The following is a 12,748-nucleotide window of genomic DNA, read 5'->3' on the forward strand; positions in this document are numbered from 1 at the left end:
CATTCACCTCGCATTGGATTCCATATGCTTCGAACGCAATTGACCGCAAGCAGCGGCAATATCATGCCCTTGTTCACGACGAATCGTCGCGTTAATTCCTTTATCCACCAACGCTTTGTGGAACTTAAAGATGTCATTGCGCGGTGTACGAACGTAGTTGCGTTCAGGAACATAGTTAACTGGTATTAGATTGACGTGCGCTAGCATGTCCATGCGTTGAAGCACATCTGCAAGCTCTTCTGCATGCTCAACTTGGTCGTTGACACCACCAATTAGTGCATATTCGAATGTTATGCGACGACCTGTCTTTTCTTGATAAAATTTAAGCGAATTCATCACTTCATCGAATGGGAAACGACGGTTAACCGGCATTAGCTTCGAACGAAGCTTATCATTCGGTGCATGGATGGAAATCGCAAGGTTAATCTGTGTGTTTTCTTCCGCAAATTTATAAATGCTCGGCACGATACCGCTGGTAGATACGGTAATATGGCGCTGACCGATATTAAGACCTTTTTCATGAATCATATTGCGCAAGAAGACCATTGTAGCATCATAATTCTCGAACGGCTCGCCAATTCCCATAATAACGATACTGCTGACACGCTCATTCGTCTCATCCAGTATTTTTTGAGCAGCAACAACCTGAGCAACAATTTCTCCGCCTGTCAGGTTACGCTTCAAACCGCCAAGCGTTGAAGCACAGAACGTACAACCAACACGGCAGCCGACTTGCGTCGTTACACATACGCTGTTGCCATAGTTGTGTTTCATAACAACCGTTTCAATCGCATTGTCATCATGCAAGCCGAACAAGAACTTAATCGTGCCGTCAGACGATTTCATATGTGTAATTTCTTTCAACGTAACGAATTGGAAGTTATCCATCAACTTTTCACGTAAACCTTTGGACAAGTTGGACATTTCCTCAAAGCTCATAACGCGCTTTACATAAATCCAATCGAAAATCTGCCCAGCACGAAATGCTGGCTCCCCATTTTCTTTAAGCCAAACTTGCAATTGATCAAACGTTAAGTCGTATATAAAAGGTTTCATTCGGTATCTATCCCTGCGCTTTCTCTATGTCATGTAATCGGATTGTGCTGTTTCCATCATCTCTGTAGACGGATAAACTCCGTCCGCTTGTAGAATATACTATGCACTATTTTCCGTCAAACAGCTCATTCATCCAGTAAAGAATTCAACCTTGCATCATCCATCTGGCAATGAACACAGCATCGTAATAATTTATTGTACCACAGTTGGCTTATTTTCAAAAAGCTGTCGCCTGCTCCAACTGCATAATTTTCTAAAAAAAGCCCCGCCCAGCCGCTGGATTAAACCGAGGCAGCCAATAGCGGGGTCATGTGCTTCATGTACCGTGGCATATGCAGCTAAATGGATATATAAATTAGGCTCTGCCTTGTGGATATGATTTCATCCTCATTCTACTGCTTCTGCAAGCAGGCAATGAAAAACCCATCTGAATCCGCATCGTGCGGCAGCACTTGCAGCATACCTGCCGAACTGCGTTTAAGTGCAGCACCAAGCTTCGAAGGATCTAGCGCTGATTTCCACGAGTCATCCATCGACCATTGTTGCTCACTTCTTGCTTCTTCAACAAATGCTTGTACTACGTCCTCGTTCTCCTCATGCTCAATCGTGCACGTTGAGTAAACTAATCTACCGCCCGGCTTAACAAGCTTAGCTGCTTCTCGGATAAGTCTTGCTTGCAGCGCTGCAATGGCTGCTACATCAGAGTCAGTCTTCGTCCATTTCAAGTCAGGCTTGCGTCGAATGACGCCAAAGCCTGTGCATGGTGCGTCCAAAAGAACAACATCAAAAGACTGCTCTGGCAAATGCTGACTAAGCTCCGCCGCATCGTGATTGATTGCTTGAATACAAGACAATCCTAGTCGTGCAGCCTGCTCTTCGATCAGCTTGACCTTGTGAGCATGGACATCGTTAGAAATAAGCTCTCCCCTGTTATCCATCCGTTCTGCAATATGCATGGACTTGCCACCAGGAGCAGCGCAGCAGTCTACGATGCGCATGCCAGGCTGGGGACGAACCGCTTCAACGACTAGCATGGAACTTTCATCTTGTACGGAAAGCCTGCCTTCTCGATACGCGGATGTAAAAGCAAAGTTACCAGCCTGATGAGCAACGATACCATCTTGGCTAAGTGAAGATGATTCTGCATCGATCCCGTTTGCACGAAGATCTTCCAACAATTCATCGCGCGTCGAGCGAATGCGATTCACTCGTCCACTTGCATGTGGAGCGGTATTGTTCGCTTCACACATGCTGCGGACTGCATCAGCACCATAAGCTTCGATCCAGCGGGAAACAAGCCACTCTGGATGCGAATGTGTCCATGCAATACGCTTCACCGCATCATCTGGATGCGGCGCGTTCCACAATTCCGGCTCACGCATTACAGCGCGCAGAACACCGTTTACGAATCCACCCATTGCCTGCTGTCCACGCCGCTTCGCAATCGCGACCGCTTCATTCACAGCAGCATGCGAAGGCACCCGGTCTAAATAATGCAGCTGATACAAACTCATCCGCAGCAAATTGCGCATCCAAGGCTTCAACTTGTCAATTCCCTTTGCAATTTTTAATTGCAGGACACCATCAATTGTATTCAACCGTTGAATTGTTCCGTACACAAGCTCTGTCGCTAAGCCCGCATCCACTCGTTCCAACTCGGCTTCCTGCAATGCTGCATTTAGCTGCAAATTGCTATAAGAGCGATGCTTATCCACCATGACGAGCACGTCCAGCGCTACTTCGCGCGCTGTTTTCCGTCGAGGACGAGTGCTTGAGCTATTAGAATTGCCTTTCTTCACCCTAGCACCGTCCCTGTCTCAAGCTTGCCACCGCGAACAAAGTCACGAACCTGCATTGCCTTTTTCCCGGCTGGCTGTACTTCTGTTAACCAGATAGAACCATCACCAGTCTTTATTTCGATACCATCTTCAGATACGGTGAGTACCGTTCCAGGGACAGCAGAGGAAATAGCTTGTCCTTGCTCTTTCCATTCGCATTTCCACACTTTGAAAACTTCTCCGTTCCATGTCGTAAACGCGCCTGAATAAGGAACAAGTCCTCGAACCTGATTGAACAAGGCACGCGAAGATTTGGACCAATCGATCAACTCATCTTCACGCTTAAGGTTTGGTGCATAGGTTGCAAGATCGTGATTTTGCACTTCTGCTGTCAACTTTCCTGCTAACAAGTCAGGCAAAGTACGGCGAAGAAGATCCGCTCCCTCGACGCTCAATTTCTCGAACATCGTGCCCGCATTGTCATCATCGGTAATTGGCACTTCTACACGCGTAAGCATGTCTCCCGTATCCATACCTTCGGCCATATACATAATCGTTACGCCTGTCTTGGCTTCACCATTTATAATCGAACGTTGAATGGGCGCACCACCACGATAGTAAGGCAGCAAAGAACCATGCACATTAATACAGCCAAAACGTGGAACATCAAGCACCGCTTTCGGCAATATTTGTCCATAAGCCGCTGTCACAATGAGATCAGGCGCCAGCTTGCGAATATCTTCTACGGTTTCAGACGTACGCAGCTTTTCAGGCTGCCATACTTGAATGCCATGTTCCATCGCCAGCTGCTTTACTGGAGTTGGTGTCAACACGCGTTTGCGTCCAACTGGGCGGTCAGGCTGGGTAACAACTGCCGCCACATCATAACCTTCATCCAGCAGCATTTGCAGGGATGTCACCGCGAACTGCGGTGTCCCCATAAATACGATTTTTGTCATCCCTTACTCCTTCTCTTGACGCGGAATTTCATACACACTTTCAGCAATAGATGTAAATAACACACCATTCAAGTGATCAATCTCATGCTGGAACGCACGAGCCAAAAAGTCCGTTGCCGTCATTTCAACTGGCTTGCCGTGACGATCAAAGCCTTTAACATGGATCTTCTTGAAGCGGCGCACATCGCCATTCAATCCAGGAATACTTAGGCAGCCTTCTGGCCCAAGCTGTTCGCCTTCTTTTTCTACCATTTCTGGGTTGACCATTTCGATCAGACCATTGTCATCGCCAACGTCAACAACGATAACACGCTTCAAAATACCGATCTGCGGTGCAGCAAGACCTACACCTTCTGCATGATACATCGTATCAGCCATATCATCGAGCAACTTATGCAAGTTAGCGTTGAACTTTGTTACTTCTTTTGCTACTTCATGAAGAACCGGATCTGGTTCGTGTACAATAATACGAATTGCCATGTAAGACACCATCCTTAATCATTTGCTTATAAAAAATCATGTATAAAATCAATATATATCCTTAATCCAAAATATCATACGAAAAAGTAGTACAAATATAGATTACATCATCATTTGCGGGTCAACATCCACATGGAACAATACACCTTGTTCGCGAGTCATCGGTTCCAGTGTCTTCAATGCAGCTGCCACAAGCGAAGGTAAATCCACCTCTCCACGACATTTAATCGTACATTGGAAGCGGTACTTATTTTTGATCCGAGGAATCGGAGAGGCTACAGGTCCAAACACGTCTACCGCTTGCAACGCGCCATGCAACGGCTTAAGCAAGCCCCAGTCCTCGGCTATTTCCTTCATGCGAATGACTGCATTCTCAGCAGCACGGACTAACAACGGCAGCTCCTCATGGGTCATCGTAAGCAATGCCAAGCGACAAAACGGCGGAACCATCCGGGCTCTACGCATCCGCAGCTCCTCAGATGAGAAAGCCTTATAATCATGCTGGGACGCATGTATAATCGAATAATGCTCTGGCGCATAAGTTTGTACGACAACTTCACCAGGCAAATGATGTCTTCCAGCACGACCTGCCACTTGAGTAAGCAGTTGGAAAGTCTTTTCTGCCGCTCTGAAATCAGGCATATACAAAGCAGAATCCGCAGCGATAACACCAACAAGGGTAACATAAGGGAAGTCTAATCCTTTCGCTACCATCTGTGTACCAAGCAGGACGTCTGCACGTCGTTCGCGGAACTGCTGCAGCATTTTCTCATGCGAGCCTTTCTCCGTCGTCGTATCCACATCCATCCGGATGACCCTAATGCCAGGGAAACGCCGAGCCAGTTGCTCCTCAACACGCTGCGTACCCGTCCCGAAAAATCGAATATGTTCGCTCTCGCATTCTGGACAGGTTTGCGGCGAACGTTCCGTATATCCGCAATAATGGCAGCGCAGATGTTCCGTTTTCATATGATATGTCAGTGAAATATCACACTCTGGACATTGAGCCACATAGCCACAAGTTCGGCACATGATAAAGGTGGAATAACCTCTTCGATTCAAGAGAAGCACCACCTGCTCCCCTTTTGCCAACCGATCTTCCAACGCTTCCTCTAATGGGGCACTGAACATCGAGCGATTGCCAATCTTTAGCTGCTCCCTCATATCTACAACCGTAACCGGAGGCAATGGACGACCAGCAACTCTTGTTGGCATCTCTAACAGCTCAACATCCCATAGCGGACGCTCCAATCCTCGGGACTGGGCATCATAGCCATGCATTTTCGCAGCGTAGTAGGTTTCCATTGAAGGTGTAGCAGAACCTAGCACAACGACCGCTCCATGCTGTACAGCTCTCTCAATTGCAACATCACGCGCATGATATTTAGGCGTCTCTTCTTGCTTATAGGAAGTTTCGTGCTCCTCATCAATAATAATTAGACCGATGCGGCGAAATGGTGCAAATATAGCGGAACGCGCCCCAATTGCTACTGATACACTTCCTTCACGAATTTTACGCCATTCATCGTATCGTTCGCCTTGCGACAATCGACTGTGCAGCACAGCCACTTTAGAGCCAAAGCGGCCTTTGAACCGCTCGACCATTTGCGGGGTAAGTGAAATCTCAGGTACGAGCACAATCGCTTCTCGTTCCGAAGCAAGACAGCGTGCTATCGCTTGAAGATATACTTCCGTTTTACCACTGCCCGTCACGCCATGAAGCAAAAATGTCTTTGCCTTCTCGCGATCTAACGCTTCTTGCAATTGACCATACACTTGCGCTTGTTCGTCTGTCAGTGGCAGTGGTTGAGTAGGCTGAAAGTGCTTCTCTTTATATGGGTCACGAAGCACTTCTCGCTCCTCTATCCGCACTACCCCTTTGTCTGCTAATGCCTTAACCGCAGAAGCATTTAAATCCTTCAATGGCGCTTCGCCATTCATAGCGAGCAAGTGCTCCATCGTTTCTTGCTGACGCTTGGCTTTGAGTGTAGTTGTAAAGGCAAGTGCCTCTTCCTCAGACAACGTTAGACAAACACATTTCAGCTTCTTTACGCCAATTCTATCTTTAATACGCTCAATTTCCACCAACCACCCTGCATACAGAGAAGCGCGGATCGCCTTTGCTGCATAAGGGAATGTTTGCAGTAATTTCTCTGCTGTTACAGGCTCATGCTGCTTCACATAAGCAAGCAAACGGCGATACATAGGCTGATGCAGCAGCTCACGGTTCAGCCAGCCAATCAGCGTCTGCTCACCGCTCCACTTGCCCAGCTCAAGCTCTTCATCGCTTTGCTGCCAGAAACGATCGTCCACACCTGCTCCATTCTCATCCCAGTCGTCAATGACAGGTTGAGTCTCTAACAAACGCAGCGCCTCTGTCCCAAGACGAAGTGCCTTTTCCGTTCTGCCTTTCAAGGCAGAAGGAATCATGACTTGCAGAGCAGCTGTAAATGTACATACATATTGATGGCTCATCCATTCTGCCAATCTAACCAAGTCAGGAGGTAGCGGTGGAACAAGATCTAATAATTGCTGAATAGGCTTCAGCTTTTTGCTTGGAATGTTCGTACCGTTTACTCGATCAATGACGATTCCTTGAATCGTGCGGGGACCGAACGGAACCCCTACTCGGCTGCCGATTTCAATCCAAGGTTCCATATCATGTGGTATGGCATAGTCGAACGGTCGATCAGTCTGTTTGCTCGGCACATCTACAATGACTCGTGCGATGTGGACCGAATCGGACGAATTAGTCAATAACAAGCACCTCTTCAGGTAGCAGCTTGGCCGCCTGCGTTAGTACCTGTTTGGCTACATCCTGCTTCGCACGTACCGATACCGATTCAACAAGCCCTTGTCCATCAAAAATAAGTACTTCGTTATTATCCGAACCGAAGCCGATATCCGAACGAGACACATCGTTAGCTACGATCAAATCGCAATTTTTCCGCTTCAGCTTCCCTTGAGCAAATTCCGCTACATTGTGTGTCTCTGCCGCAAAGCCCACAAGCACTTGATGCTGCTTATGCTCACCAAGCCATGCTAAAATATCAGGATTCCGCTCTAGCTCAAGTACTAGCGAATCGGCTGTCTTTTTTATTTTTTGCTCAGCACGAAACTTCGGTCGATAATCGGCCACTGCGGCTGCCTTGACCACGATATCCGTCTTATCATAATGGGCTTGTACAGCTGTCAACATATCAAGAGCAGATTCTACTCGAATAACGTCAACCCCCGCAGGGATCATCGTCTGAACTTGTCCAGCTATAAGAGTTACATCCGCGCCCATGTCGCGTGCAGCCTCGGCTATCGCAATTCCCATTTTGCCAGAAGCATCATTCGTTAAATATCTCACGGGATCAATACGCTCCAGTGTTCCGCCAGCTGTCACCATCACTCGGCGCCCTGCTAATAGGTCCGGTTTGTTGTCAATCGCAGAAGCTGGTTCATTGATCCCATCGTTACTAGCAGAATACAGCGAGGATAGTACTGCAGCCTCTTCAAAGAACTGATTCACATGCTCTACGATCGATTCAGGCTCCTCTAGACGCCCTTTCCCCGTATAGCCACATGCTAGCGGCCCTTCAGCCGGTTCAATGAAATGGACGCCACGCTCACGCAGCAGCTCCATATTGTGCTGGACGGCAGGATGCGCATACATATGCACGTTCATAGCAGGTGCTACCATCACTGGCGCAGTAGTAGCTAACAACGTTGTAGATAACATATCATCAGCTAGTCCATAGGCCATCTTTGCGAGTATGTTTGCTGTTGCAGGCGCGATTAAGAACAAGTCAGCCCGATCCGCCAAGTTAATATGGGACACAACGGATGGATCACGTTCATCAAACGTATCCGTGTAGACTGGATTGCGTGATAATGTCTGTAATGTCAGCTCGGGAATGAACTTCGTTGCACTCTCTGTCATTATGACATGTACGCTCGCGCCAGCCTGAGTAAGCTTACTGCACAGCGCTGCCGCTTTGTAGGCAGCAATCCCGCCTGTTATACCAAGCACAATCGTTTTTCCATGTAGCATCATGTCCCCGCCTTTCCCTAACATGCTGATGAAAAAAATAACAACCTTCGGTTCAAAACGTCAACAGACGTCATTCACCAACGGGTTGTTCATGGATAAATAACTGCCTCACACAACTCGCTTGCTTAGGCAGTCATCTTGCTTATATACAACACGAGAGCATCGACTTTGAATCATAAAGATTCAGCATACGATGCTCTTGTTCATTAGAAATGATTTTGACGTTCTTGTTCGATGTGAATCTGCTCACCATAAATCTCTTCAAGCGCAACCCCAACGAATTTGTGGGATTTGGGCTGAGTCAATTCCGTACGGCTGCCCTCGCGCAATTGACGAGCACGTCTTGACGCTGCCACCACGAGTGAATATTTGCTATCAGCTTTTCTTACTAGTTCATCAATAGATGGATAAAGCATAGTTTACACCCCTCTTATCGTAATAAACGTATGACAAGGTGCACTGAGACAGTGCACCTTACACAATCGTTATATCCCTTATTTCTCAATCTTACAGTGTTCGGCAATAATGATGCTTTCTATTCGCTTGCAAGCCAAGTCGATTTCATCATTAACGACCGCATAATCATAATGCTCCATTAATGCGATCTCCTCAACAGCAACGTTCATACGATGGTCGATAACGACTTCGTTTTCCGTGCCACGTCCGCGGATACGATCTTTGAGTTCTTCCAAAGAAGGAGGAAGCAAGAAAATAAAAATACCTTCTGGGAATTTCTCTTTTACTTTCAAGGCACCTTGAACTTCAATCTCCAAGATAATATCCTTGCCAGCCGCAAGCGTTTCTTCCACAAAAGCACGTGGTGTTCCATAGTAGTTGCCTACATATTCAGCATGTTCGAGCAATTGATCGTTCTCCATCATACTGCGGAACTCTTCATGTGATTTGAAAAAATAATTAACGCCATCCACTTCTCCAAGACGTGGTTGACGTGTCGTAGCGGATACTGAGTATGTTACATTTTGCACTTTTTTCATTAGTGCTTTGCATACCGTGCCTTTGCCTACGCCTGAGGGACCAGACAGTACAATTAATAAACCCTTTTTCATAATCGTCTCCATCTTTTATTCGTCGTTGTCGTCATCCTTCGTTGATAAACGATGGGCAACCGTTTCCGGTTGAACCGCGGACAAAATAACGTGATCACTATCTGTAATAATAACCGCGCGCGTGCGGCGGCCATATGTTGCATCAATTAGCATATGTCTATCTCGTGCTTCTTGAATGATACGCTTAATCGGAGCCGATTCGGGACTCACGATTGAAATGATGCGGTTCGCGGACACGATATTCCCGAAACCGATATTAATCAGTTTAATTGCCATGATAGGTCCTCCCTCATATACGAACGCTACATACTCTATTCGATATTCGCTGCTTGCTCTCGAATTTTCTCTAATTCGGCTTTCATATCGACAACTCGATTGACCAATTCCAGATGATTAGCTTTCGAACCGATTGTATTCGTTTCGCGATTCATCTCCTGTACAAGAAAGTCTAACTTACGGCCAATCGGCTCTCCACTGGACAATAGTTGTCGGAATTGAGTGAAATGACTCTTCAAGCGCGTCAACTCTTCATCAATATTGGAGCGCTCTGCGAAGATGGCCACTTCCATACCGAATCTAGACTCATCAAATGCAGCAGACTGTTCGAGCAATTGCTCAAGCCGCTGCTTAAGCTTGCTCCGATACTCCTCCACGACGCTTGGCGCCCATTGGATCATCTCCGTATGTAAACTTTCAAGTCGGGACAACCTTTCCAATGTATCATCAGCAAGATGACGGCCTTCAATCTCGCGCATCTGGCATAAGCCATTCAACGCTTCTGTGAAGCCGTCTTCTAGAACAGCAATCAATTGTTCATCAGACCATGTTGCCTTCTCACGGACATTCATCACATCAGGAAGGCGAAGCAAATCATTTACAAGCAGCGATCCTTCCAGCCCATAGAGCTGTTTCAGTTGCTCACCGGCCTGCACATAGGCATCGACAACACCCATATTGCATTCCGCTTCAAAGGCGGATTCGCTCGTACGCTCCTTATTCACATACACATCAATCCGACCGCGACTGACGTGCTGTGCAACAAGACGCCGCAAACGATCTTCGCTCCCCGCCCATTCGCGAGGCATACGAAGCACGATATCGCTATATCGGTGATTGACGGATTTCATCTCAATATTGATCTTATAGCCGCCTAATTCTCTGGCGGCCTGACCATAGCCCGTCATACTATAAACCATGGGAACCACATCCATTATCCTATTGTAATTGATTACGTCTAACGAGACAAGAGGTTAGCAGGGCGTTCCGCTTTTTCCCATACGTAAGATGTAAGCTCTGCTGTCATCTCATAGAACATGAATGGAGTGATCAAATAAAGACCATTGAAATGCTTCATAGCCACATCAAGCAAATCTCGCGCAATATCGACACCTACCGCTCGCCCAACTTCTCCTTCTAAGCCCGACATGCGGGAACGAACCTCATCAGACAATAATATGCCCGGTACTTCATTATGCAAATATTCCGCGTTCCGTCCACTTGCTAGCGGCATGATACCTACGAAAATAGGAATCGAAATCGACTTCGTTAACTCCGCCATTCGTTCTATTAACAACGGATCATAAATGGGCTGCGTCATTATATAATCTGCACCCGCTTCAACTTTACGATACAACCGCTCTACCGCCTTTTCCAAATGCTTCACGTTCGGATTAAAGGCTGCGCCCACAACAAAATTCGCTTTTTGCTTCAAGGGACGTCCTGAAAATGCAACACCATCATTCAATTGTTTAATCATTCGAATAATTTCGAAGGATGTTAAGTCGTAGACCGAGCTGGAATCTGGCAAATCACCAAAGCGAGCAGGATCACCCGTAACGGCAAGTACATGATCCATCTCTAATGCATCCAATCCCATCATGTGAGACTGCGTTCCAATTAAGTTGCGGTCACGACATGCAATATGAACGAGCGGTCTTACTCCTACTTGCTCTTTAATTAAATAGCCGAGAGCCATATTGCTCATTCGAGTAACCGCTAGCGAGTTATCAGCTAACGTTACAGCATCTGCTCCAACTCGCTTCAACTCCGCTGCACCGCGCATGAACTTGGCAATATCCAAATCCCGTGGGGGATCAAGCTCTACGATAACCGTATGCCTTTCTTTTGCCAGATCAACAATAGTAGGCTGCTTGTTCCAGTCCTTATCAGAAGCTGAAGAAGCACCAACAGGCTCATTTGCTCCTATCGAAATAGTAAGCTTAGCCGCATGCTCCTTAATATCCAGGGATGGAAGCTTCTCAACCGTTTGAAGCGCACTTACGATCGCACTTATATGTTCTGGTGTCGTACCACAGCATCCACCTATGAGGCGCGCACCTTTATTAGCAAACTCTACTGCACTTTGTGCCATATAATCAGCCGTAGCGACAAAGTTATAACGACCATCCACATAATCAGGCAAACCTGCATTTGGGAATGCGGACAAAGGCAATCCTACCATACCTTCTACGGACTCTATTGCTCTAAGCACACCGTTAGGACCCATACGGCAGTTGAATCCTACGACATCGGCTCCGTCTTCACGTAAAATACGAAATGCTTCAGGCAGTACGAAGCCATCTTTCGTCCGCTCCGAATCTTCTACTGCAAATTGACAAATAATCGGTACATCATTATCAATTTGACGTGCAATCTTGAAAGCAAGACGCATTTCCTCTAGATCATAGAACGTCTCGAACATGATAGCGTCAACACCTGCTTCAATAAGAGCAGACAATTGTTCTTCATAATCTTGAGCGACTTGCTCTGTAGAAATATTTTCACGCTTACCAGCACGAATGGAGCCTAATGCACCTGCCACGAAAGCTTTGCCTTGTGCAGCCTCACGAGCCAAACGCACACCTTCGCGATTCATATCTTTCACAAGGTGCTCCATACCATGTTTAGCTAGTTTCTCACGATTCGCTGTAAACGTATTGGTCTCAAGCAAAGTAGCCCCGGCCTCTACATATTCACGGTGAATGCCCAGGATGATATCTGGGTCACTAATGTTCATTGCTTCATATGACTTACCTACTGGATAGCCCAATTGATACAGATACGTACCCATCGCTCCATCTCCGACTATCAATTGGTTCTGAATGGCCTGTCTGAACTTCTCATACCGACTAGTATTCATTCCTCTACACCCCATCTCCCATGATGCGGCCGTTCTTTTTCGTATAAAATACAGCATGGTGCATGCACACGAAATAAGGTAACAGCCTAAAGCTTGCCAGATGAACAAAAGACGCTCCGCTGGAGCGTCATGAACTACAAGTGACTTACCTAGATATTTCTGTGATCATAAGAGTGAGAAGATCCCTATTGAGGAATCTTCTCTATCGTTTGCTTCTATTTACACGTTGT

11 protein-coding genes are annotated in these 12,748 nt (G+C 46.7%); all 11 read right to left on the minus strand.

Features of this window, described 5'->3' with window-relative positions; genetic code table 11:
- Positions 1–3 precede the first annotated feature (3 nt).
- The 11 genes from rlmN to H580_RS0116380 all read right to left on the minus strand — a co-directional run bounded on the left by rlmN (position 4) and on the right by H580_RS0116380 (position 12,518).
- Positions 4–1,056 (minus strand): dual-specificity RNA methyltransferase RlmN, encoded by a 1,053-nt coding sequence (gene rlmN, locus H580_RS0116330; protein WP_028595731.1) that lies wholly within the window; start codon positions 1,054–1,056, stop codon positions 4–6.
- A gap of 392 nt (positions 1,057–1,448) precedes the next feature.
- Positions 1,449–2,855 (minus strand): 16S rRNA (cytosine(967)-C(5))-methyltransferase RsmB, encoded by a 1,407-nt coding sequence (rsmB, locus tag H580_RS0116335; RefSeq protein ID WP_036605373.1) that lies wholly within the window; start codon positions 2,853–2,855, stop codon positions 1,449–1,451.
- The gene (gene fmt / locus H580_RS0116340) at positions 2,852–3,793 is read right to left on the minus strand and encodes a methionyl-tRNA formyltransferase (RefSeq protein WP_028595733.1); all 942 of its coding nucleotides are present in this window, start codon (positions 3,791–3,793) and stop codon (positions 2,852–2,854) included. The genes rsmB and fmt overlap by 4 nt, the downstream gene beginning before the upstream one ends.
- A 3-nt stretch (positions 3,794–3,796) precedes the next feature.
- A complete protein-coding gene (gene def / locus H580_RS0116345) occupies positions 3,797–4,273 on the minus strand; it encodes a peptide deformylase (RefSeq protein WP_028595734.1) in 477 nt (158 codons plus the stop codon).
- Positions 4,274–4,375: 102 nt separating this feature from the next.
- Complete coding sequence (priA, locus tag H580_RS0116350; RefSeq protein WP_028595735.1) at positions 4,376–7,030, minus strand: primosomal protein N'; 2,655 nt, start codon at positions 7,028–7,030, stop codon at positions 4,376–4,378.
- Entirely contained in the window at positions 7,023–8,312 is a 1,290-nt protein-coding gene (gene coaBC / locus H580_RS0116355) for a bifunctional phosphopantothenoylcysteine decarboxylase/phosphopantothenate--cysteine ligase CoaBC (RefSeq protein WP_028595736.1), read from the minus strand. Before coaBC ends, priA begins: the two co-directional genes overlap by 8 nt.
- A 206-nt stretch (positions 8,313–8,518) precedes the next feature.
- Positions 8,519–8,728 (minus strand): DNA-directed RNA polymerase subunit omega, encoded by a 210-nt coding sequence (gene rpoZ / locus H580_RS0116360; RefSeq protein ID WP_028595737.1) that lies wholly within the window; start codon positions 8,726–8,728, stop codon positions 8,519–8,521.
- Between the two features lie 78 nt (positions 8,729–8,806).
- On the minus strand, positions 8,807–9,379 hold the full coding sequence (gene gmk / locus H580_RS0116365; RefSeq protein WP_028595738.1) for a guanylate kinase: 573 nt from the start codon (positions 9,377–9,379) through the stop codon (positions 8,807–8,809).
- A gap of 15 nt (positions 9,380–9,394) precedes the next feature.
- The gene (remA, locus tag H580_RS0116370; protein ID WP_005548256.1) at positions 9,395–9,655 is read right to left on the minus strand and encodes an extracellular matrix/biofilm regulator RemA; all 261 of its coding nucleotides are present in this window, start codon (positions 9,653–9,655) and stop codon (positions 9,395–9,397) included.
- Between the two features lie 35 nt (positions 9,656–9,690).
- Entirely contained in the window at positions 9,691–10,575 is an 885-nt protein-coding gene (locus H580_RS0116375) for a YicC/YloC family endoribonuclease (protein WP_028595739.1), read from the minus strand.
- A 38-nt stretch (positions 10,576–10,613) separates the two neighbouring features.
- Entirely contained in the window at positions 10,614–12,518 is a 1,905-nt protein-coding gene (locus tag H580_RS0116380; RefSeq protein WP_036605374.1) for a bifunctional homocysteine S-methyltransferase/methylenetetrahydrofolate reductase, read from the minus strand.
- Positions 12,519–12,748 lie beyond the last annotated feature (230 nt).

Source organism: Paenibacillus assamensis DSM 18201, from assembly GCF_000422445.1.
Lineage (GTDB): Bacteria > Bacillota > Bacilli > Paenibacillales > Paenibacillaceae > Paenibacillus_B > Paenibacillus_B assamensis.